Below are 22,241 nucleotides of genomic sequence, written 5' to 3'. Positions count from 1 at the left end.
CAGGAGCACACCGTGACCGACGCACACACCACCGGCCCGTTCATCGCCGCGATCGACCAGGGCACCACCTCCAGCCGCTGCATCGTCTTCGACCGCGACGGCCGCATCGTCGCCGTCGAGCAGAAGGAACACGAGCAGATCTTCCCGAAGCCGGGCTGGGTCGAACACGACGCCACCGAGATCTGGGCCAACGTCCAGCACGTGGTGGCCGGCGCCGTCGAGAAGGCGGGCATCACCGCCTCCGACGTCAAGGCCATCGGCATCACCAACCAGCGCGAGACCACGCTGATGTGGGACAAGGCCACCGGCGAGCCCGTGCACAACGCCATCGTCTGGCAGGACACCCGCACCGACGCGCTCTGCAAGGAGCTCGGCCGCAACGTCGGCCAGGACCGCTTCCGCCGGGAGACCGGCCTCCCACTGGCCAGCTACTTCGCCGGCCCCAAGATCCGCTGGATGCTCGACAACGTCGAGGGCCTGCGCGAGCGCGCCGAGCGCGGCGAGATCCTCTTCGGCACCATGGACTCCTGGGTCATCTGGAACCTCACCGGCGGCACCGACGGCGGCGTGCACGTCACCGACGTCACCAACGCCTCCCGCACCATGCTGATGAACCTGCGCGGCCTGGAGTGGGACTCCAAGATCCTCACCTCCATGCAGATCCCGGCCGAGGTGCTGCCGAAGATCCGCTCCTCCGCCGAGGTCTACGGCACCGCCAAGGGCGGCGCGCTGGACGGCGTGCCGGTGGCCTCCGCGCTCGGCGACCAGCAGGCGGCCCTGTTCGGCCAGACCTGCTTCTCCGAGGGCGAGGCCAAGTCCACCTACGGCACCGGCACCTTCATGCTGATGAACACCGGCGAGGAGCCCGTCAACTCCTACAACGGGCTGCTGACGACCGTCGGCTACCGCATCGGCACCGAGAAGCCGGTCTACGCCCTCGAAGGCTCGATCGCCGTCACCGGCTCGCTGGTGCAGTGGATGCGCGACCAGATGGGCCTGATCAAGAGCGCGGCCGAGATCGAGACGCTCGCCAGCTCGGTCGAGGACAACGGCGGCGCGTACTTCGTGCCCGCCTTCTCCGGCCTCTTCGCCCCCTACTGGCGCTCCGACGCGCGCGGCGTCATCGCCGGCCTGACCCGCTACGTCACCAAGGCGCACATCGCCCGTGCCGTGCTTGAGGCCACCGCCTGGCAGACCCGCGAGATCACCGACGCCATGACCAAGGACTCCGGCGTCGAGCTGACCTCGCTCAAGGTCGACGGCGGCATGACCTCCAACAACCTGCTGATGCAGACCCTCTCGGACTTCCTGGACGCCCCCGTGGTGCGCCCGATGGTCGCCGAGACCACCTGCCTCGGCGCGGCCTACGCCGCCGGCCTGGCCGTCGGCTTCTGGCCGGACACCGCCGCCCTGCGCGCCAACTGGCGCCGGGCCGCCGAATGGACCCCCCGGATGGACGCGGCCACGCGTGACCGCGAGTACAAGAACTGGCTCAAGGCCGTCGAGCGGACCATGGGCTGGATCGAGGACGAGGAGTAATCAACATGAGCACCCTGCAGAGCGTCCCGGCCCTCGGGACGCACCCGGCTGCCGGTTCGAACCCGAGCCGCGCCGAGACCCGGGAACAGCTGAACAAGGCTACGTACGACCTCCTGGTGATCGGCGGCGGCATTCTGGGCATCACCGTTGCCTGGCACGCCGCGCAGTCCGGACTGCGGGTGGCCATGGTGGACGCCGGCGACTTCGCCGGCGCCACCTCCTCCGCCTCCTCCAAGCTGCTCCACGGCGGCCTGCGCTACCTCCAGACCGGCGCCGTCAAGCTCGTCGCCGAGAACCACTTCGAGCGCCGCGCCGTCTCCCACGACGTCGCCCCGCACCTGTCCAACCCGCTCACCTTCTACCTGCCCGTCTACAAGGGCGGCCCGCACGGCGCGGCCAAGCTCGGCGCGGGCGTCTTCGCGTACTCCGCGCTGTCCGCGTTCCGCGACGGCGTCGGCCACGTCATCAGCGCCGACAAGGCCGCGCGGGACGTGCCGGAGCTGCGGACCGACAACCTCAAGGCGGTCGCGGTCTACGGCGACGGCCAGATGAACGACGCCCGTATGGCGCTGATGACCGTACGGGCCGCGGTCGAGGCCGGCGCGACGGTCCTGAACCACGCCGAGGTCACCGGCCTGCGCTTCACGCACGGCAAGGTCACCGGCGCGGAGCTCAAGGACGGCGTGGACGGCGCCGAGTTCGGCGTCGACGCCCGCCTGGTGCTCAACGCCACCGGCCCCTGGGTGGACCACCTCCGCGCGATGGAGGACAAGAACGCGGCCCCCAGCATCCGCCTCTCCAAGGGCGCGCACCTGGTCCTCAAGCGCACCTCCCCCTGGAACGCGGCGCTGGCGACCCCGATCGACAAGTACCGCATCACCTTCGCCCTCCCCTGGGAGGACATGCTCCTGCTCGGCACCACCGACGAGGAGTACGAGGGCGACCCGCGGGACGTCGCCGTCAACGACAAGGACATATCGCAGATCCTCGACGAGGCCGCGTTCTCCGTCCGGGACCAGCAGCTCTCCCGCGACCTGATCACGTACTCCTTCGCCGGTCTGCGGGTGCTGCCGGGCGGCCCCGGCGACACCTCCAAGGCCAAGCGCGAGACGGTCGTCACCGAGGGCAGCGGCGGCATGCTGTCGGTCGCCGGCGGCAAGTGGACCACCTTCCGGCACATCGGCCGCACCGTGATGAACAAGCTCGCGCAGCTTCCGGGCCACCCGCTCGGCAGCGACATGGAGCCCATCTCGCAGCTGCCCAAGCACATGCCGCTGCCCGGCATCGCCAACCCGGACGCGGTCACCCACCGGCTGCTGGTCGACGGCGGATCGAACGGCGTCCGGATGGCCCCGGAGACCGCGCGCCACCTGGCCACGCACTACGGCTCGCTGTCCTTCGAGATCGCCCGCATGGCGAACGAGAACCCGGAGCTGGCCGAGCGCATCCACCCCGACGCCCCCGAGATCTGGGCGCAGGCCGTCTACGCCCGCGACCACGAGTGGGCCGAGACCGAGGACGACGTGCTGCGCCGCCGCACGACCCTGACGATCCGCGGCCTGGCCACGGACGACGTCCGCGCCAAGGTCAAGGACCTGCTGGGCAAGAAGGGCTGACACACCGACAGCCGTCGAGGGGAGGGTCGTCCGGTACGGGCGGCCCTCCCCTTCCGCGTACGGATGCGCCGGTACGGACGGCCCTCCCCCGCCGCGTACGGATGCGCCTACGATCCGGGCATGGACGTGTACGCATCTCTGGTCGACGCGGTCGGCGGCACCCCCCTGGTCCGGCTCAACCGTGTGACCGGCGCCCTGACCGCCCCCGTCTTCGCGAAACTCGAATACGTCAACCCCGGCGGCAGCGTGAAGGACCGCGCCGCCGTGGCGATGGTCGACGCCGCCGAGGAGGCCGGACTGCTGCGCCCCGGCGGCACCGTCGTCGAGGGCACCTCCGGCAACACCGGAGCGGGGCTGGCCATGGTCGCCGCCCAGCGCGGCTACCGATGCGTCTTCGCGATCCCCGACAAGAGCAGCGGCGAGAAGATCGCGCTGCTGCGGGCGTACGGCGCCGAGGTCGTCGTCTGCCCGAGCGGGGTGCCGCGCGAGCACCCGGACCACGTCCACGAGACGGCCGCGCGCATCGCCGCCGAGACCCCCGGCGCCTGGCACGCCGACCAGTACGACAACCCGGCCAACCCGCTGGCCCACTACCGCGGCACGGGCCCGGAGATCTGGCGGCAGACCGAGGGGCGCGTCACGCACCTGGTGGCCGGGGTGGGCACCGGCGGCACGATCACCGGGACCGGCGAGTACCTGAAGGAGGTCAGCGACGGCCGGGTCACGGTCGTCGGCGCGGACCCCGAGGCGTCCGTCTACTCGGGCGGCGACGGACGCCCGTACTTCGTGGAGAGCATCGGCCACTTCGTGCACCCCGAGACGGTGGAGGACCTGTGGCCGTCCTCCTACCACCCGCCGGTCGTCGACCGGTTCGAGACGATCCCCGACCGGGAGTCGCTGCTGACGGCGCGTCGGCTGGCGCGCGAGGAGGGGCTGCTGGCCGGCGGCTCGGCGGGGACAGCGGTGGCCGCCGCGCTGCGGATCGCGGCCGGGCTCGGCCCGGACGACCTCGTCGTGGTGCTGCTGCCGGACTCGGGCCGCAACTACCTCTCCAAGGTGCACGACGACGGCTGGCTGCGGCGCTGGGGGTTCCTGGACTCGGACGGCGCGCTGCCCTCGGTGGGCGACGCGCGGATCACGGCCGTGGGCCCGCACGTACGCCCCACCGACACCGTCGAGGAGTCGCTGGCCACGGCACGGAAGGCAGGGCTGCTGGACGGCGACACGGTGCTGGTGACCACGGTCGCGCTCCGCCCGGACCGGCCCGTGATGGCGCCCGAGGTGATCGGCGCGGTCTCGGCGGAGCGGCTGCGCGCGGCGGTGGAGTCGGGGACGGCGCGCGGGGGCGACCCGGTGGCGTCCCACGCGGCGCCCGCGCTGCCGCTCGTGGGGCGCGGCGAGTCCGCGGCGGCGGCGCTGGCCGCGCTGGAGGAGCAGGCCGCCGAGGCCGCGGTGGTGCTGCTCGACGGCAAGGTGCACGGTGTCGTCGGCCGCTCCGCGCTGCGTACGGCCATGGGGTGAGGGTTGTCCCTGGGGGTCGTTGTGTGCGGCGGTACGGGCAGTGGTGCGGCCGTACCGGGCGGCGGACGGGCACGGACCGTACGGTTTTCGGCCACGCCGGTGGCCCGGACGGCGCCCCGGTCGCCGACTCCCCCGGAGCACGGCCGAGGTGTGAACCAAGGGAACCGAGGGCACGTCAGGTCCATAATGGGGCCAGACATCGGATGTATCGACGTGGCGGCCGAGGCGGTACGGAAGCGGTGCCGCGTCGAGTCCGGGCGGGTCCGACGCGGGGAGGGTCAAGATGGCGGTCACTGACGAGGCGATCGAGAAGATCAAGGGGATGATCGTCTCCGGGGCGCTGCGGCCGGGCGACCGGCTGCCCAAGGAGAGCGAGCTCGCGGCGGAGCTGGGCCTGTCGCGCAACTCGCTGCGCGAGGCCGTACGGGCGCTCTCGCTCATCCGCATCCTGGACGTACGCCAGGGCGACGGCACGTACGTCACGAGCCTCGATCCGCAGCTGTTGCTGGAGGCGCTGAGCTTCGTCGTCGACTTCCACCGGGACGACACGGTGCTGGAGTTCCTGGCGGTCCGCCGCATCCTGGAGCCGGCGGCCACGGCGATGGCCTGCGCGCACATCAGCGACGCCACCCTGGACGCGCTCAGCGCCCAGCTGGAGAAGCTGGGGCCGCAGCCCTCGGTGGAGCAGCTGGTCGCCTGCGACCTGGAGTTCCACCGAGGCATCGTCCAGTCCTCCGGAAACTCCGTGCTGTGCTCGCTGCTGGACGGGCTCTCCGGGCCGACCACGCGCGCGCGGGTGTGGCGCGGCCTGACCCAGGAGGACGCCGTGAGCCGCACCCTGCACGAGCACCGGGCGATCGTGGGCGCGCTGCGGGACCGCGACGCTGAGGCGGCCCGGTCCTGGGCGACGGTGCACATCGCGAGCGTGGAGCAGTGGCTGCGCTCGACCCTGTAGCGGCTGTTCAGGAGCTGTTCAGCGGCCGTGCGGACGTCGGACGTTTCGGACGCCGGTCCGCCCAGGAACACGACGGTTGTGGCCCGAGTGAAGTTGGCCGGGAGAGGGCTGGGGACACCTCGGATGAATGGGTACTCGTCCGTGCACAGGGGCTGCGGTGAGGGGCCCTGGAAGCCGTAGGCTTGGGGCGCACGCATTGGAACTGCAAACCGGTGGCGGCACGAGCCGTCCGCCCCGGTCGGAAGGAGGCGCTGGGTGATCGAGCTTGAGGGGGTTCCCGAGCTGATCGACCCGGTCATGATCTGTGCCTTCGAAGGGTGGAACGACGCCGGCGACGCCGCCTCCTCCGCGGTCGGGCACCTGGACCGGGAGTGGAAGGGCGAGGTCTTCGCGGCGCTCGACGCCGAGGACTACTACGACTTCCAGGTCAACCGGCCCACCGTGTGGCTGGACGGCGGGGTCCGCAAGGTCACCTGGCCGACGACCCGGCTCTCCGTGGTCCGCACCGGCGGCGCGAAGCCGCGCGACCTCGTGCTGGTGCGCGGCATCGAGCCGAGCATGCGCTGGCGCTCGTACTGCAACGAGATCCTGGGCTTCGCGCACGAGCTGGGCGTCGAGATGGTGGTGGTGCTGGGCGCGCTGCTCGGCGACACCCCGCACACCCGGCCGGTGCCGGTCAGCGGCGTGACCTCCGACGCGGACCTGGCGCGCACGATGGATCTGGAGGAGACCCGGTACGAGGGTCCGACCGGCATCGTGGGCATCCTCCAGGAAGCGTGCGCGCACGCGGGCGTGCCGGCGGTGAGCCTGTGGGCGGCGGTGCCGCACTACGTGTCGCAGCCGCCGAACCCGAAGGCCACCCTGGCCCTGCTCAACCGCCTCGAAGACCTCATCGACCTGCGCGTACCGCTCGGCGAGCTGGCGGAGGACGCCCGCGCCTGGCAGCTGGGCGTGGATCAACTGGCGGCGGAGGACAGCGAGGTCGCGGAGTACGTGCAGTCGCTGGAGGAGGCGCGCGACACGGCCGAGCTGCCGGAGGCGTCCGGCGAGGCCATCGCCCGCGAGTTCGAGCGCTATCTGCGCCGGCGCGACGGCCAGCCGGGACCGGGACAGCCGGGCGGGCACGCCACGGAGGGCGGGGTCGCGGACGGCCGCGACGGATCGTATCTCCGTGACACGTCCAGCGGCCGTACGCGCCCGAGGAAGCCGACTGCGAAGGACGATCCGCCGGGGCTGAGGCCCGGCCCGGAGTCCGGTTCCGGCTGTGACCGGGACCGGGGCCCGGACGCCAAGGGCGGCTCTGAGGCAAAGGATGACTCTGACGCCAAGAGCGGTCCGGACGCCGAGGATGACTCTGACGTCCAGGGCGGCGCCGACGCCGAGGGCGGCCCGGCTTCCGAAGGCCCGGACGACCGGGCCGAGAAGGACGACGGGGACGACGGGGCCGGGAAGAAGGACGGCGAGGGCTGAAAGGCCCGCTCGCGGGCCGGGTCGGGGCCGAAAAGGCCTACGCCATACGGACAGAACGGATAGAGGGGCGCTTCCCGCAACGGGAAGCGCCCCTTCCTATGCCCCGTTCCCGTCAGAGTGCCACGCCGAGCAGCGCGTCGACGGCGCGGGAGACCACGCCGGGCGCGCCCTCGTCGGCGCCGCCGCCGGCGGTCTGTGCGGCGGCCCAGCGGTCCACCGCGGCGAGCGCGGCCGGCGCGTCGAGGTCGTCCGCGAGCGCCTCGCGGATCTCCTCGACGAGCGCGTCGGCCGAGGGCCCGTCGGGGCGCGACACGGCGGCGCGCCAGCGGTCGAGCCGCTCCACGGCCTCGGCCAGGACGCCGTCCGTCCACTCCCAGTCCGCGCGGTAGTGGTGGGCGAGGAGGGCGAGCCGGATGGCGACGGGGTCCACGCCGTCCCGGCGCAGCTGGGAGACGAAGACGAGGTTGCCCTTGGACTTGGACATCTTCTCGCCGTTCAGGCCGACCATGCCGGCGTGCACGTACGCCTTGGCGAAGGGGTACTCGCCGGTCAGCGCCTGGGCGTGGGAGGCGCCCATCTCGTGGTGCGGGAAGGCGAGGTCGGAGCCGCCGCCCTGCACGTCGAAGCCCATGCCGAGGTGGTCGAGGGCGATGGCCACACACTCGATGTGCCAGCCGGGGCGGCCCTGGCCGAGCGAGGCGCCGTCCCAGCTGGGCTCGCCCTCGCGGGCGGCCATCCACAGCATCGGGTCGAGCGGGTTCTTCTTGCCGGGCCGCTCGGGGTCGCCGCCGCGCTCGGCGGAGAGCAGCCGCATGGCCTCGGCGTCGAGCCCGGAGACGCCGCCGAAGTGCGGGTCGGACTCCACGGAGAAGTAGACGTCGCCGTCGAGTTCGTAGGCGGCGCCGATGTCGCGCAGCCGTTCGACGAGGGGGACGATGCCGGGTATGGATTCGACGGCGCCGACGTAGTGCTGGGGCGGGAGCATGCGCAGTGCGGTCATGTCCTCGCGGAACAGGGCCGTCTCGCGCTCGGCGAGGGCTGTCCAGTCCTGCCCGTCGCGTACGGCCCGCTCCAGCAGCGGGTCGTCGACGTCGGTGACGTTCTGGACGTACTGAACCTGCCGCTTGGTGTCGAGCCACACGCGCTGCACGAGGTCGAACGCGTTGTAGGTCGCCGCGTGCCCCATATGGGTGGCGTCGTAGGGCGTGATGCCGCAGACGTAGATACGGGCGACGGGACCGGGGGCGAGGGAGACTCGGCCGCCGGTCGCGGTGTCGTGGATTCGGAGGTCGCGGCCACTGCCAGGCAGGGCGGGCACCTCAGAAGCGGGCCAGGCATACATGTCTTGAGCGTAACCGGATGCAGTGTCCGTATACGAACCGGATAGCGGTCGTTGGCTGGTAAGGCGGTCTTGCGCGACCCCCGGCAACGTGCTGGGTCAGACCGGTGGCCAGGGGATCGCGGGCCACTCCCCGCTGGGCACGGGGTGCCGCCCGGTCCGCAGAAGATCGGCGACACGGCCCCTGAGGGCCTCGATTTCGACGGCGGTGATCAACTCGGCCAGTCGGGCGACGAGCGGCCCGCCGACGGCCAGGTCGGCCGAAAGCCGCCGCAGCGCGTCCAGCGCGTCCGCCGGCAGCGGCTCGCCCGCCCAGCCCCACAGCAGGGTGCGCAGCTTGTCGTCCGCGTTGAAGGTCACTCCGTGGTCGATGGCGTAAAAGTGACCATCGGAGGCGGGCAGGAGATGGCCGCCCTTGCGGTCGCCGTTGTTGATCACGGCGTCGAGCACGGCCAGCCTGCGCAGCCGTACGTCGTCCGCGTGCACCAGCAGCGCGGTGCGGCCCTCGCCGACCTCGGCGAAGCCGATGGCCTTCCAGCCGGGGCCGGGCTCCTCGCCCTCGATCAGCGCCAGCAGCCCGGCGGCGCCGCCGAGCGCGACCTCGTCGGAGAGGTCACCGTTTCGGGGACGGCCGCCGTTTCCGGGGCGGTCGGCGGCTTCGGAGCAGTGGCCGTTCTCGGAGCGTTCGCCGTCTTCGACAGGACCGCCGTCCCCAACCCGATCGGCGTCCTCAGCCCGACCGCCGTCCTCAGCCCGATCGGCGTCAGCGTCGGCGCCGCCCTCACCATCACCCGCGCCATCGGCCGTCGGCTCCACCCACAGCTGGCACATGCCCTGCCCGTACGGCCCGTCGCGCAGCACGGTCTGCGGGATCAGGCTCCAGCCCATGGCCTCGGACAGCTCGTACGAGGCCACCTCGCGCTGCGCGAGGGTGCCGTCGGGGAAGTCCCACAGCGGCCGCTCCCCCGCCACCGGCTTGTACACGCACGCCGCGCTGTGGCCCTCGTACGCGACCGTGCAGTACAGCACCGCGTTGGAGGCTTCACGCACCCTCCCGTGCACCGTCAGCTCGCCGAGCGTCAGCAGCTCGGGCGGCGGCGTCACGCCCCGCGGCGATATCCGTTCTGGCGCGGGCATACGTGTCCCTCCGGGTCGAGCGGCAGACTGCACAGCGGGCACGGCGGGCGGCCGGCGTTGACGAGTTCCAGGGCGCGCTTGGCGAATTCGCGGGCCATCAGCCCGGTGAGCCGTACGCGGAGCATCGGCGGACCGTTCGCCTCGTCCTGGAGCAGCCGCTCCTCGGCCTCGGCGAGGTCCTCCTCGGAGTCGGCGTCGAGCTCGACGAGGGCCTGCGCCTCGACCACCATGCGCTGTTCCTCGCCGTCCCAGGCCAGGGCCATGGTGCCGACCCGGAACTCCTCCTCGACGGGGGTCTCCAGGGGCGCGGTGTCGGCGACCTCGGCGGGGGCGACGGCCGGCACGGGGGCGTTGCCGCCGGTGCGGCGCACCACCTCGTCGAGGAGTTCGTCGATGCGCTCGGCGAGCGCTTCGACCTGCGTCTTCTCCAGCGCGACGCTGGTCGTCCGGCCGGCCGCGGTGGCTTGCAGGAAGAAGGCACGGCGGCCAGGCAGCCCGACCGTACCGGCGACGAAGCGGTCCGGCGGGTCGTAGAGGAACACCTGACGGGACAACGTCCTGCTCCATTTGTCATCGACTGCGAAAAATATGCGAAATACGAAATATACGGATTACAGAATTACGGCCGGCGGACCGGCCGCGGTGGTGCTCAACCGCGCGGTGCCGCCCCTGCCGCCGGTCCGGCGGACGCACCGGCTCGGCGACCGAGCGGGCCGCACCGCGCCACCACCCTACTGCGCGCGTCGATCACGGCGCTCCGGAGCCACCGCCCACCGCCGCGTCACCCGCTTCGCCGCCTTCCGCGGCGGGGCCCTCGGGCGGCAGCAGACCGCCGAAGTCTCCGGTGTCGCCGAGCCGCAGCAGGAACGGGCGCAGCCGGGTGTACCGGATCGCGGTCACCGAGCAGGGGTCGACGGCGATGCGCTGGAACAGGTCGAGGTGCATGCCGAGGGCGTCGGCGACGAGCGCCTTGACGATGTCGCCGTGCGTGCACATGAGGTAGACGGCGTCGGCGCCGTGCTCGTCCTCGATCCGCTGGTTCCACTCCCGGACCGCGTTCACCGCGCGCACCTGCATCTCCCGTATGGACTCGCCGCCGGGGAAGGCGGCGGCCGACGGGTGCTGCTGGACGACGGTCATCAGCGGTTCGTCGAAGAGCTCGGCGAGTTTGCGCCCGGACCAGTCGCCATAATCGCACTCGCCGATCCGGTCGTCGGTATGCAGAGCGAGGTCGGGCCGGTCGGCGAGGAGCGGGGCGAGGGTCTCCTGGCAGCGCTGGAGGGGACTGGTGACGGCGGCGGCGAGCGGCAGCCGCGCCAGGCGGGCCGGGAGCCCGGCCGCCTGCGCCGCGCCGCGCTCGTCGAGGGCGATGCCGGGGGTCCAGCCCGCGAGCACTCCCCCGGTGTTGGCGGTGGACCGGCCGTGCCGGACAAGGATCAACGTGGGCATGGCGCCACCCTACGACTCGCCTTTGCCCATGCCTGGTGTACATCCCAGTGGGGGGCGGAAGAATGCTCTCCGTGATCGTGGACTGCGCCATTTACCGCGACGGGCGCCGCACCGACGGCCCCGCCGACTTCTCGGACGCGCTGGACGAGGCGCGCGCCGAGGGGCATTCCTTCCTGTGGATCGGGCTGCACGAGCCCACCGAAAGCGAATTCGCGCTCGTGACCAGCGAGTTCGGTCTGCACCCGCTGGCCGTGGAGGACGCGCTCGCCGCCCACCAGCGGCCCAAGCTGGAGGTCTACGACGACTCGCTCTTCCTGGTGCTCAAGCCGGTCGAGTACGACGAGGACGCCGATACGGTCGCCACGGGCGAGCTGATGGTCTTCGTCGGCGACTCCTTCGTGGTCACGGTCCGGCACGGCCGGGGCAGCCCGCTCACCCAGGTGCGGCACCGGCTGGAGGCGGACCCCAAGGTGCTCCAGCACGGGCCCACGGCGGTCATGTACGCGGTGAGCGACGCGGTCGTCGACACCTATATCGACGTGGCGGCGGAACTGCAGGTGGACCTGGAGGAGTTGGAGGCCGAGGTGTTCGCCCCGGCCGGCGGGGACACCAAGCGCATGGCGGGCCGGATCTACGCCTTCAAGCGCCAGGTCGTGGAGTTCCGCCGGGCCACCGGCCCGCTCGCGGAGCCGATGTCCCGGCTTGCGAGCGCCGGACTGCCGTACGTGCACGCAGCGTCGCAGCCGTTCTTCCGCGACGTCAGCGACCATCTGACGCGCGCGAACGACTATGTGGAGGGGCTGGACCGGCTGCTGTCCGACATCCTCTCCGCGCATCTCGCGCAGACGGGGGTGCGGCAGAACGACGACATGCGGAAGATCTCCGCGTGGGCGGCGATGGCGGCGGTCCCGACGATGGTCGCGGGGATATACGGCATGAACTTCGAGCACATGCCGGAACTGGCGTATTCGTGGAGCTATCCGGCGGTGATCCTGTTCATGGCGGGGCTCGTCTTCTGGCTGCACCGCATGTTCAAGCGCAGGGGCTGGCTGTAGGGGGCGGTCGCCACCGGTACGTACGGGCGCCTGCGAGCGTACGGGCACCACCGGGCGTAGGGGCGCCACCGGACGTACGGGCCGCCTACGGGCGTACGGGCGGGTGCTCGGCCTCAGGCGAGCCCGACGGCGCGGGGCGCGGGCCCGCCGAGGGCGTCGCGGCGCTCGGGCATCCGCAGGTCGACCATCCGCCACCAGCCGCCGGCCCGCTCGTACGCGTACACGGCGCGGATGGCTCCGGCGATCACCGCGGCCTTGGCGCGCGGCCAGCCCAGGATGCGGCCCATGCGGTCCATGACGGCGAGCGATACGTCCCGGTAGACGGCGATCTCGGCGAGGGCGCTGCGGCGCAGGGCCGCCTGGATCCGCCGGCCGTGCCCGAGGGCGGCGAGGCGGAGGAGTTCCTCGTGGCAGTAGGCGAGGTGGTTCTCCTCGTCGCGGCAGATCACCCGGATCGCCCGGCCGATCTGCGGGTGCTCGCCGAAGTGCCCGGTCAGCATGGACATCTGGCCGGCGGCGCGCTGTTCGGTGACCCGACTGTGCGTGAGGTAGGTGATGATGTCCCGCTCGCTGAGGGCTTCGGCGGCGCGCAGCCGGTCGTGGGCGAGGCCGATGCCGCGGCGTTCGAGGAGCATCGTGTAGTCGGTGCTCGGCGGGGTCTCGACCGGTTCCAGAGCGCGGTTGCGCAGCAGGGCGAGGAAGATACGGCCGTGCTTGTCCTCGTCCGCGCCGTGCCGCGCGATCTTCGGTGCGAGGTCGCGCATGCCGTCGGGGACGAGGGCCGCGATCCGGCCGTTCTCCCAGCCGCCCTGGCTCTCGCCGCCGGCCGCGATGGAGCAGAACAGTTGGAACGCCTCATCGCTGTCGAGAATCTCCTGGAACAAGCCCTTGGCCGAAAGCACCGCTGCCACCTCCGAGCGCGAAGACCGCCGAAGGAAAGTCAAACGCCGCCGGGGAGGCCGGGCAACAGGAGGTCAGGCCGAATGGCGGAAGCCGGGGCGCCCGCGGCGCGTAACCGCCGAGGCGGTCGGGGCGTTGTGCTCGGTGACGGCCGTGGCGGGGAAGACCCCCGAGCCCCCACCACGGCCGTGGACTTCCCCCGGCGCTTCCGCCTCGTACGCGTCAGGCGAGCCCGGCCCGCTCCAGGGCGTCGACGCCGGCCCGCAGCCCCGCGATCCGCTCGTCGAGCGCGAAGCCGGCGGGGGCCAGCGACAGGGTGGTGACCCCGGCCTCGGCGTACGCCTGCATGCGCTCGGCGATCCGCTCCACGGGGCCGAGCAGCGCGGTGGAGTCGATCAGCTCGCGCGGGACCGCGGCGGCGGCGCCGTCCTTGTCCCCGGCGAGGTACTTCTCCTGGATCTCGGCGGCCTCCTTGCCGTACCCCATGCGCTGCGCGAGCTTGTTGTAGAAGTTCTGCTTGGCGCTGCCCATGCCGCCGACGTAGAGGGCGGTGTACGGGCGGAAGAGGTCGGCGAGCGCGTTCACGTCGTCGCCGACGGCCATGGGGACGGTGGGTACGAGGTCGAAGCCGTCGAGGTCCTTGCCGGCCTTGGCGCGGCCGGCGCGGAGCGCGCCGAGCGTGGTCTCCTCGGCGTGTTCGGGCGAGAAGAAGACGAGCAGCGCGCCGTCGGCGATCTCGCCGGTCTGCTCCAGGTTCTTCGGGCCGATGGCGGCGATGTAGAGCGGGATGTGCTCGCGTACCGGGTGCACGGTGAGCTTGATCGGCTTGCCGGGGCCGCCGGGGAGCGGCAGCGTCCAGTGCTCGCCCTCGTGGCTGAGCCGCTCGCGGGACATGGCCTTGCGGATGATCTCGACGTATTCGCGGGTGCGGGCGAGCGGCTTGTCGAACTTGACGCCGTACCAGCCCTCGGAGACCTGCGGCCCGGAGACGCCGAGGCCGAGCCGGAACCGGCCGCCGGAGAGCGAGTCGAGGGTGGCGGCGGTCATCGCCGTCATCGAGGGGGTACGGGCGGGGATCTGGAAGATGGCGGAGCCGACGTCGATCCGCTCGGTCTGCGCGGCCACCCAGGAGAGCACGGTGGCGGCGTCCGATCCGTACGCCTCGGCGGCCCAGCAGACCGCGTAGCCGAGGCGGTCCGCCTCGCGGGCGACCGCGAGATTGTCCGAGTCCATCCCGGCTCCCCAGTAGCCGAGGTTGATGCCAAGCCGCATACCGCTCCCCTTACTCATCAGTAACGTCCCTGTAGCGGGGACTCTAGCGCGCGGACCTCGGATACGTCAGTGTCGAGTTATCCACAGGCGGCCACGGAAAGTGCCCTGCCCACTAATCTGAGCGCTCATGGAGCAAAGGCATCTCGGCCGCACGGGACTGCGCGTATCCCGGATCGGGCTCGGCACGCTCACCTGGGGCCGGGACACCGGCGAGCACGACGCCGCGGATCAGATCAAGGCGTTCTGGGAAGCGGGCGGCACCCTGATCGACACCGCCGATGTGTACGCGGACGGCGGCGCGGAGTATCTGCTCGGACAGCTGATGGAGGGGCTGGTGCCGCGCCGCGACCTGGTCATCGCGACGAAGGCGGGCAGCGTCCCCGATCCGGACCGGCGCTTCGACGGTTCGCGCGGACATCTGCTCTCCGCCCTCGACGCGTCGCTGGAGCGGCTGGGCACCGACCATGTCGATCTTTGGCAGGTGCACGCCTTCGACCCGGCGACGCCACTGGACGAGACGCTGCAGGCGCTGGACATCGCGGTCAGCAGCGGGCGGGCGCGGTACGCAGGGGTGTCCAACTTCTCCGGCTGGCAGCTGGCCAAGGCCGCCACCTGGCAGTTGGGGGCGCCCGGCGTGCGTACCCGGCTGGCCAGTACGCAGATGGAGTACTCCCTGCTCCAGCGCGGCATCGAGCGCGAGGTGCTGCCCGCGGCGCTGGACCTGGGGGTGGGCCTGCTGCCGTCCTCGCCGCTCGGCCGGGGTGTGCTCACCGGCAAGTACCGGCACGCCACGCCGGCGGACTCGCGCGGCGCGTCCGAGGCGCTGGCCCCCTTCGTGGCCCCCTACCTGGACGAGGCGGCGGGACACATCGTCGACGCCGTCGCCACCGCCGCGGACGGCCTGGCCACGACGTCCCTCCAGGTGGCGCTGGCCTGGGTGCGGGACCGCCCCGGTGTGGCCGCCCCCATCGTCGGCGCGCGCAACGCGAAACAGCTCAGAGCCGCGTTGTCAGTGGAGGCCCTTACGCTTCCTGACGAGATCTGCCAGGCGCTCGACGACGTGTCGGCGCCCGTGCACCGCTATCCCGACCAGGACTGGAGCACGCTGTGAACACGGACCGCCTCGCCCCCGAGGCCGCCGAGCCCCCCGAGGCCCCAGCGCCCACACCAGCAGGCACCACCCCGGACACGCCCGCACCGGCGGACGGGGGCCAGGCGGAGGTCACGCCGGGAGACGACGGGGCGGAGGCGCCTACGGGCTCCGGGGGCCCGGCGGCGTCCGGTCCGGCCGAGGACGCGCCGGGAGCGGCCGCGCGGGGCGGCGACGAGCACGATTCTCCGGCCCCGGCCGGGGACACGTCGGAGGCTCCCGAGCCGAATTCCGACGATGCGGGAGGGCCTGTGCCGGAGGGCGACGATGCGGGAGGGCCCGTACCGGACGGCGGGGCGCCCGGGGCATCCGCGCCGAGCGGTGGCGCGCCGGGGGACTCCGCGCGAGATGCCGGCGTAACGGGGGCGGTCGCGCCGAACGTCGCGCGGCAGGATTCGCCGGCCCGAGCCGAGGCCACGACCACGACCACGCCGGGTGCACCCGCCCCGGATGCCGACGCACCGGGCGTCGGGGATCTCGGAGCGTCCGCACCGAGCAGTGGGGTTCCGGGGGCGGCCGACGACGGCGCGGTGGAGTCCGTGGAGGCTGCGGGCAACAGCTCGGCGGCCGAACCGGAAGCACCGGAAGCCGGGGCGGGGGCAGGCGCGTCCGTACCGCGCCCGACCGCGCGCGAGCAGGACGACGCTTCCGGCGGCGCCGGGGGCGGGCAGCCCGGGCGGTCCGCTGCCGCTGAGGCATTGGCCGCGGCCGTGCGGGCCGTCGAGAGCGGGGAACGGTCGGCCGCGTCGTTCTTCAGCACACCGAACCGGCCGAAACCGGCACCGGCCGCGACACCCCCGTCCGCCCCCTCCGCCCCCGTGCCCTCACCGGCGGCCCGGCCCTCCGCCGTGCCGGAGCGCGACGCCGCCCGCACGGCCCCGCCCGCGCCCCCGCACCGGCCGGTGCCGGCCGCCGGCCTCGACGGGGTCCGGCAGGTGCTCGCGGCGGGCGGGGCGCCCGAGCAGCTGGCCGAGAAGGCCGTGGACGCTCTTGGCGAGCGCGCCGCCGAGGCGCTGCACGAGGACCCGTGGCAGCTGCTCGCGGTGGCCGGCGTACGGCCCGAGCAGGCGGACGGATTCGCGCGCGCCCTCCTCGGAGGCGAGTGCGGACCCGGCGACGAGCGGCGCGCCCAGGCGCTCGTCGCATGGCTGCTGGAGCGCGCCGCGCTCGAAGGGCACGCCGTGCTGGAGTCGTCGGCGCTGCGGGCGGCGCTCGCCCAGCAGTCCGTACCGGACCCGGACGAGGCACTTCAGACCGCCATCGCCGACGGCGCGGTGCTCGTCTTCCAGGAGGCGATCGAAACGCCGGGGGCCGGAGCCGGGCGCGCGGCGGCCGGCGGTGACGAGGACGCGGAGGTGCCGGTCCGCGTGCTGCTGGGGCTGGACCGCTACGCCATGGCCGAGGAGAGCCTCGCCGACGGCCTGGCCCGGCTCATCAACGCCCTGTCGACGGACGACGGCGCCGGCATGGCCCCCGAGGCGTGGGAGCGGGCGGCGGCCGGTGCGCCGTCCCCCTCGGCGGCCGAGCTGATCCGGGCCGCGGCCGGCAACGGCCTGGTGGCCCACACCGGCGGCGAAGCCGCCCGCGCCGAGCCCGCCGCCCTGGTCGCCGCCGCGCGCGCCGGGGGGCTGCGCGCGTACGCGGCCACGCACAGCGAGGACGGCAGGCAGCGGACGGCCGCCCTCATCGGCCCGCCCCCGACCGGCCAGGACCCGACCGACGAAGGCCCGCTCGCCCCAGGCCCGACCAGCCAAGGACCGCCCGACCAGGCCCCATACGACCCTGCGGTCACCGTTTCAGGGCTGCTCGCCGGCGTCGAAGGCCCCGGGCGCGACGCGGACGGCGCTCTCGCCCTCGATCTCCTCGTCGTGCTGGACGCACCGCAACTCGACGTGGAGACCGCGGCGATGCTCGTGGAGTCGCTGGCGGACGGCGCCCGGCTGATCCTCAGCGGCGACGCCGGAACGCTCTGGTCGGCAGGGCCCGGCCGGGTGTTCGCGGATGTCGCGGCGGCCCGCGTCTGCCCCGCGGTCGTCTCACGCACCCCGGACCCGGGCCCGATCGGCGAGCTGGTCTCGGGGATCGGCGTCGGCGAACTGAACCAGGTCGAGGCGCCCGGCAAGGAGGTCGTCATCGTCCCGGTGCGGGACGCGGGAGAGGCGGTGCACCGCACGGTGCAGCTGGTCGCCGACTCCGTCCCGCGCGCGATCGGCGTCCCCTCGGACCGTACGCAGGTGATCACGCCCGGCCATGGCGGGTCGGCCGGTACGCGCGCGCTCAACGCGGCGCTCAAGGAGCGGCTGAACCCGGGGCCGGGCCGGTTCGGCGGGTTCGACCCGGGCGACCGGGTCGCGTACGTACCGGCGCCGGGCCGGATGACGGCCGGCACCGTGGTCTCGGCGGACGCCGAGGGGCTGCGCCTGGAGTGCGCGGGCGCGCCCGTCCTCGTACCGCGCGAACGGGTGGCCGAGACGGTGCGGCACGGCTGGGCCGTGACCGCGCACCAGGCGGCGGGCATCCGCTGGCCCGCCGCCGTGGTGGTGCTGCCGGGCGACGCCGCCGCGGCGCTGAACCGCGCCTGGGTCTACACCGCGTTCAGCCGCGCCGAGCGGCATCTGTCCGTGGTGCACGGCGTGGACCAGGCGCTGCCCCGCGCCATCGCCGAGGTGCCGGCGAAGCCGCGTACCACCCGGCTGCGGTCGCTGCTCCAGGCTCAGGGCAGGCCCGAGGAGTGATCCGGGGGCCGGGCGACCGAGCGGTGGCCCGGCCGTCCGCTCGGTCCGCGGACTGAAGTCCGGGGTCTGGAGGCCGGGGTCTGGAGGCCAGGGTCTGGAGGCCGGAGTCCGGCCGGGGTCAGTGCTCCGGCCTGAGCGGCTCCAGGTCGTCCTCCTCGTCGCCGATGTCCTCCACGTCGTCGTCGAACTCCTCGTCGAAGACCGAGCTGACGTCGAAGCGGCACACCACCCGCTGTGGATCCGTCTGATCGAACGGCGCGGTCAGCCACTCCCCCGGCTCGGTCAGTTCGTCGAGAGCCGCGACCCAGAGCGTGGAGTCGCCCTCCTCCAGGCCGAACTCCTTGTGCCGGGAGGCGATCTCGTCCGGTTCGTACTCGCCGAAGAGCACTCCGAGCGCGGCGTGCACGCTGCTGCCGACGATGCCCGCGGCCCCGCCCGCCGTGCCGTTCCCGGTGTCGACGTCCGGGTCGAGGTCGGCCACCCGCTGCGCCTGGGCGAGGAGGCGCTGCGGCTCGGCCACCGCGTAGTCGCGGCGGATCAGCACGCTCAGCGCGCTGGGCTCCTCGGGCCCCGCGTACGCGGGCAGCGACTCGTCGCCGGGGATCTCGAAGGGCGTTACCTCGTCGTAGACGTCGTAGAGCAGCTCGTCGTACGTCTCAGCGGCCGCGGCCAGTTCGTTGAACGCGGCGTAGACGTCCGGGTCGTCCTCCCCCGACCGGCGTTCGACGGCGTCGAGGTGACGATCCAGCGCGGCTTTGACCGCCTCGGCGGCGGCACGTACCTCGGCAGCGGTTGGCTGCGCAGCATCAGACATAGTGCAGACGCTATCCGCACCTGGGCTGTTCACGCGCAGTAGATGCGATGCCAAGACGCGAATATCCCGACACGGCCCAGCACTTGACCACGACTGGGTGGCCAAATGTCCACAATCCTTCACATTTCGCACGTCGGCCGCCGCGCGGCGCGGTGCGACGCGGTGTGGCGCAGGGTGCCGAAATCGGCTGGCACCGAGCACAATAGTGGCGATGCCGGAATACGAATTCTGCGACGTGTACATGCCACGCGGGGTCTCCCGCAAGGCGGCCACGCGCCTGCTGACCGACCATGCCGAGTACGGACACTGGGAGTTGGACCGACTTCGACTCAATCCCGACGGCAGCCGCAAGGTGCGGTTGCGGCGGCGGATCATCCGCCAGCTGCACGCCACATGGTGAGTGAGCGTGAAACGGGCCCCGCACCGGCGGGGCCCGCTCCGCTTCGCCCCGGCCGCTGCCGGAGCCCCGATCCGCTCAGTGCCGCGCCGCACGGGAGCGGCGGTAGAGCACCGCGCCGCCCAGCAGCAGCCCGGCGCCGACCGGAATGACCGTGCCCAGCTGACCCGCGCCGGTCTCGGCGAGCTCCTCGACGCCCACGGTGTGCGGGGACGGCGCGACGTCGTGCACCCGCGACATCCCGGACCCCTGCTCTCCCGGATTCGGGTTGGGTTTGGGGTTGGTGTTCGGGTTGGGCGGGATCGCACGGCCGGTCGGCGGCGTGTGCGACGAGTGCCCTGGCTCCTGGGGGTGGTGACCGGGGTGGTGACCGGGGTTGTGGGGGTGGCCCGGCTGGTTCGGATGGTGCGGCTGCCCCGGGTGCTGGGGCTCGGGCGGCACGGTGGGCCGATGGCCGGGCCCCTCCGGATTGGCGCAGTCGTTGCCGGTGGTCGAGTTGCCGAGGCCGACCACGTTGGCGGTGTTGCCGCAGGCGTTGACCGGCACGTCGATCGGCACCTGGAGTCCGTTGCCCGACCCGATCCCGGGCGAGTGGTGGTTGCCGCCGTGCGCGACGGCCCCGCCGTGGCCGCCCGGCTTCCCGCCATGACCATGGTGGTGGCCGGAACCGTTGGCGCACTTGTTCCCCGTGGTGGGGTTGAGCAGCCCGATCACGCTCACTGTGTTGCCGCACGCGTTCACCGGCACGTGCAGCGGAACCTGCACCGAATTGCCGGACAGCACGCCCGGCGATTGCGAGGCACCGCCTCGCGCCCCCGAGTCCGCGTTCGCGTAGCCGCCGGTGGCGGCGAGTACGCCGCTCGCGGCCGCCACGGTGATCAGGCCTTTTCTCGCGACCTGTCGCATAGCTTCGTTCCCCTGACTTCTGCTCTGCCTTACGAAACGCGAGGGGGCTCGCCGCCCACTCGCCGGATGCCCAGCGGCCCCGGAGCGCAGGACACGCACTCCGGGGCCATCCGGGATCACACCCTCACGGGTTGTGGCACAACGTCAGGAGTTGACGCAGGTGTTGCCGAAGCTGGGGTTCAGCAGCCCGACCACGGAGATCGCGTTGCCACACACGTTCACCGGAACGTGGATCGGCACCTGGACGACGTTGCCCGACAGCACGCCGGGGCTGCCGACAGCAGCTCCCTGGGCGCCCGAGTCGGCAACCGCCAGACCCGCGCCGGCGAGCACCAGACCACCAGTGACAGCCGCAGCGGCGACGATCTTCTTGATCATTATTCCTCCTTGTTGGCAATGCGGTCCAAGCCGCGGACCGCACAACCTGTAACGAGGAGGAGGGAATCGAGCTACGAACCTACAGCGGCATTCACTCTTTTCGGTGAAGGTCGCACTCAAGGGCGACTATCGGATTCTCGTACCGCTGCTGCGCGGTATCGCCGCTGATCCCGGTCAGCACTGATCCAGGAAACGGTCCAGCACCCGCACTCCGAACTTCAGGCCGTCGACCGGCACCCGCTCGTCCACGCCGTGGAACATCCCGGCGAAGTCCAGCTCCGGCGGCAGCTTCAGCGGCGCGAACCCGAAGCCGCGGATACCCAGATCGTCGAAGGACTTGGCGTCCGTACCGGCCGAGAGCATGTACGGCACGGCACGCGCGATCGGGTCCTCCGCCTGCAGCGCCGACTGCATCGCGTCGACCAGCGCCCCGTCGAAGGTCGTCTCCAGCGCCTTGTCCGCGTGCACGTCCTCGCGCCGCACCCGCGGCCCGAGAATCCGGTCGAGATCGGCGAGGAACTCCCCCTCGTACCCCGGCAGGAAACGCCCGTCGACGTGCGCGGTGGCCTGCCCCGGAATCACGTTGACCTTGTAGCCGGCGCCGAGCTGGGTCGGGTTGGCCGTGTTCTTCATCGACGCGCCGATGAGCTTGGCGATGCCGCCCAGCTTGGCGAGCGTCTCGTCCATGTTCTCGGGGTCGAGCTCGGTGCCGAGCGCGTCCCCGAGCTCGTCGAGGAACGCCCGCAGCGTCTTGGTCACCCGCACCGGGAACTCGTGCCGCCCCAACCGCCCGACGGCCTCGGACAGTTCGGTGATGGCGTTGTCCTTGTGGATCATCGAACCGTGGCCGGCGGAGCCGTCCACGGTCAGCTTCATCCAGTGCATGCCCTTCTGCGCCGTCTCGATCAGATACAGCCGCAGCTGCTCGTTGACCGTGAACGAGAACCCGCCGACCTCGCTGATCGCCTCGTTCACCCCCTCGAAGAGCCCCGGGTGCTTGTCGACGAGATACCGCGCGCCGTACGTGCCGCCTGCCTCCTCATCGGCGACGAAGGCCAGCACGATGTCGCGCGGAGGCTTGCGGCCGGAGCGCAGCCGGTCCCGTACGACCGCGAGGGTCATCGCGTCCATGTCCTTCATGTCGACCGCGCCGCGGCCCCAGACGCACCCGTCGGCGATCTCGCCGGAGAACGGGTCGTGCGTCCAGTCGGCGGCGTTGGCCGGCACGACATCGGTGTGACCGTGGATGAGGAGGCCCGGCCGGGACCGGTCCTCGCCCTCGATCCGCGCGACGGTGGACGCCCGGCCCTGGTGGGACTCGAAGATCTGCGGCTCCAGCCCGACCTCGGCGAGCTTCTCGGCCACGTACTCCGCCGCGACCCGCTCGCCGGGCCCGGAGTGGTCCCCGTAGTTGCTGGTGTCGATCCGGATCAGATCCCGGCAGAGGTCGACGACCTCGTCCTCGCCCGATCCCGTACGCGCCGGGTTCGCCTCGCTCACGCTGCCTCCTCATCGTTCGTTCCTCGGACCGCTCGGCCATGGACCGCCCCGATACGGACGTCCGTACGCGAGGGCCCACCGCCATCCTCCACCCCACGCCGCCGCAGC

General features: G+C 72.5%; 19 protein-coding genes. 9 read left to right on the top strand and 10 right to left on the bottom strand.

What is annotated here, in order from left to right:
- Nucleotides 1-12: 12 nt before the first annotated feature.
- The 5 genes from glpK to AB0I22_RS06575 all read left to right on the top strand — a co-directional run bounded on the left by glpK (nucleotide 13) and on the right by AB0I22_RS06575 (nucleotide 7,101).
- On the top strand, nucleotides 13-1,539 hold the full coding sequence (gene glpK, locus AB0I22_RS06595) for a glycerol kinase GlpK (RefSeq protein WP_363129543.1): 1,527 nt from the start codon (nucleotides 13-15) through the stop codon (nucleotides 1,537-1,539).
- A gap of 5 nt (nucleotides 1,540-1,544) precedes the next feature.
- Nucleotides 1,545-3,155: a glycerol-3-phosphate dehydrogenase/oxidase gene (locus tag AB0I22_RS06590; protein WP_363129542.1), complete on the top strand. Its 1,611-nt coding sequence runs from the start codon at nucleotides 1,545-1,547 to the stop codon at nucleotides 3,153-3,155.
- 120 nt (nucleotides 3,156-3,275) lie between these two features.
- Nucleotides 3,276-4,676: a pyridoxal-phosphate dependent enzyme gene (locus AB0I22_RS06585; RefSeq protein WP_363129541.1), complete on the top strand. Its 1,401-nt coding sequence runs from the start codon at nucleotides 3,276-3,278 to the stop codon at nucleotides 4,674-4,676.
- 283 nt (nucleotides 4,677-4,959) lie between these two features.
- A complete protein-coding gene (locus AB0I22_RS06580) occupies nucleotides 4,960-5,631 on the top strand; it encodes a FadR/GntR family transcriptional regulator (protein ID WP_363129540.1) in 672 nt (223 codons plus the stop codon).
- A 255-nt stretch (nucleotides 5,632-5,886) separates the two neighbouring features.
- Entirely contained in the window at nucleotides 5,887-7,101 is a 1,215-nt protein-coding gene (locus AB0I22_RS06575) for a PAC2 family protein (RefSeq protein ID WP_363129539.1), read from the top strand.
- A 112-nt stretch (nucleotides 7,102-7,213) separates the two neighbouring features.
- Here AB0I22_RS06575 and mshC read toward each other — a convergent pair whose 3' ends face one another.
- The 4 genes from mshC to AB0I22_RS06555 all read right to left on the bottom strand — a co-directional run bounded on the left by mshC (nucleotide 7,214) and on the right by AB0I22_RS06555 (nucleotide 11,026).
- Nucleotides 7,214-8,443: a cysteine--1-D-myo-inosityl 2-amino-2-deoxy-alpha-D-glucopyranoside ligase gene (gene mshC, locus AB0I22_RS06570; protein ID WP_363129538.1), complete on the bottom strand. Its 1,230-nt coding sequence runs from the start codon at nucleotides 8,441-8,443 to the stop codon at nucleotides 7,214-7,216.
- Nucleotides 8,444-8,539: 96 nt separating this feature from the next.
- Nucleotides 8,540-9,577: an SCO1664 family protein gene (locus AB0I22_RS06565; protein ID WP_363129537.1), complete on the bottom strand. Its 1,038-nt coding sequence runs from the start codon at nucleotides 9,575-9,577 to the stop codon at nucleotides 8,540-8,542.
- On the bottom strand, nucleotides 9,541-10,131 hold the full coding sequence (locus AB0I22_RS06560) for a DUF3090 domain-containing protein (protein ID WP_363129536.1): 591 nt from the start codon (nucleotides 10,129-10,131) through the stop codon (nucleotides 9,541-9,543). Before AB0I22_RS06560 ends, AB0I22_RS06565 begins: the two co-directional genes overlap by 37 nt.
- A 193-nt stretch (nucleotides 10,132-10,324) precedes the next feature.
- Nucleotides 10,325-11,026, bottom strand: a complete 702-nt coding sequence (locus tag AB0I22_RS06555; RefSeq protein ID WP_363129535.1) for a histidine phosphatase family protein — start codon at nucleotides 11,024-11,026, stop codon at nucleotides 10,325-10,327.
- Nucleotides 11,027-11,088: 62 nt separating this feature from the next.
- Here AB0I22_RS06555 and AB0I22_RS06550 point away from each other — a divergent pair, with 62 nt between their 5' ends.
- Nucleotides 11,089-12,081: a magnesium and cobalt transport protein CorA gene (locus AB0I22_RS06550; RefSeq protein ID WP_363129534.1), complete on the top strand. Its 993-nt coding sequence runs from the start codon at nucleotides 11,089-11,091 to the stop codon at nucleotides 12,079-12,081.
- Nucleotides 12,082-12,194: 113 nt separating this feature from the next.
- On the opposite strand, the gene AB0I22_RS06545 is transcribed toward AB0I22_RS06550, so the two are convergent.
- Both AB0I22_RS06545 and AB0I22_RS06540 read right to left on the bottom strand, forming a co-directional pair.
- Nucleotides 12,195-12,983 carry a ferritin-like domain-containing protein gene (locus AB0I22_RS06545; protein ID WP_363129533.1) on the bottom strand — a complete coding sequence of 263 codons (789 nt, stop codon included), beginning with the start codon at nucleotides 12,981-12,983 and terminating at the stop codon, nucleotides 12,195-12,197.
- A 220-nt stretch (nucleotides 12,984-13,203) separates the two neighbouring features.
- Nucleotides 13,204-14,253 (bottom strand): LLM class F420-dependent oxidoreductase, encoded by a 1,050-nt coding sequence (locus AB0I22_RS06540; protein ID WP_363129532.1) that lies wholly within the window; start codon nucleotides 14,251-14,253, stop codon nucleotides 13,204-13,206.
- 127 nt (nucleotides 14,254-14,380) lie between these two features.
- Here AB0I22_RS06540 and AB0I22_RS06535 point away from each other — a divergent pair, with 127 nt between their 5' ends.
- Entirely contained in the window at nucleotides 14,381-15,364 is a 984-nt protein-coding gene (locus AB0I22_RS06535) for an aldo/keto reductase (protein ID WP_363129531.1), read from the top strand.
- A gap of 290 nt (nucleotides 15,365-15,654) precedes the next feature.
- Nucleotides 15,655-18,138, top strand: coding sequence for a helix-hairpin-helix domain-containing protein (locus tag AB0I22_RS06530; RefSeq protein ID WP_363129778.1), 2,484 nt, complete (start codon nucleotides 15,655-15,657; stop codon nucleotides 18,136-18,138).
- A 118-nt stretch (nucleotides 18,139-18,256) separates the two neighbouring features.
- On the opposite strand, the gene AB0I22_RS06525 is transcribed toward AB0I22_RS06530, so the two are convergent.
- Nucleotides 18,257-18,952 carry a hypothetical protein gene (locus tag AB0I22_RS06525; RefSeq protein WP_363129530.1) on the bottom strand — a complete coding sequence of 232 codons (696 nt, stop codon included), beginning with the start codon at nucleotides 18,950-18,952 and terminating at the stop codon, nucleotides 18,257-18,259.
- Between the two features lie 211 nt (nucleotides 18,953-19,163).
- Here AB0I22_RS06525 and AB0I22_RS06520 point away from each other — a divergent pair, with 211 nt between their 5' ends.
- Nucleotides 19,164-19,352: a DUF5703 family protein gene (locus AB0I22_RS06520; RefSeq protein WP_363129529.1), complete on the top strand. Its 189-nt coding sequence runs from the start codon at nucleotides 19,164-19,166 to the stop codon at nucleotides 19,350-19,352.
- Between the two features lie 75 nt (nucleotides 19,353-19,427).
- Here the strand turns inward: AB0I22_RS06520 and AB0I22_RS06515 are convergent, their stop codons facing one another.
- The 3 genes from AB0I22_RS06515 to AB0I22_RS06505 all read right to left on the bottom strand — a co-directional run bounded on the left by AB0I22_RS06515 (nucleotide 19,428) and on the right by AB0I22_RS06505 (nucleotide 22,133).
- Nucleotides 19,428-20,255, bottom strand: a complete 828-nt coding sequence (locus AB0I22_RS06515) for a chaplin (protein ID WP_363129528.1) — start codon at nucleotides 20,253-20,255, stop codon at nucleotides 19,428-19,430.
- Between the two features lie 144 nt (nucleotides 20,256-20,399).
- Nucleotides 20,400-20,633 carry a chaplin ChpH gene (chpH, locus tag AB0I22_RS06510; protein WP_363129527.1) on the bottom strand — a complete coding sequence of 78 codons (234 nt, stop codon included), beginning with the start codon at nucleotides 20,631-20,633 and terminating at the stop codon, nucleotides 20,400-20,402.
- A gap of 174 nt (nucleotides 20,634-20,807) precedes the next feature.
- Nucleotides 20,808-22,133, bottom strand: coding sequence for a M20/M25/M40 family metallo-hydrolase (locus AB0I22_RS06505; protein WP_363129526.1), 1,326 nt, complete (start codon nucleotides 22,131-22,133; stop codon nucleotides 20,808-20,810).
- Nucleotides 22,134-22,241: the final 108 nt, after the last annotated feature.

Source organism: Streptomyces sp. NPDC050610 (assembly GCF_040654875.1).
Taxonomy (GTDB): Bacteria; Actinomycetota; Actinomycetes; order Streptomycetales; family Streptomycetaceae; genus Streptomyces.
This window is presented reverse-complemented; position numbering and strand designations above follow the sequence as displayed.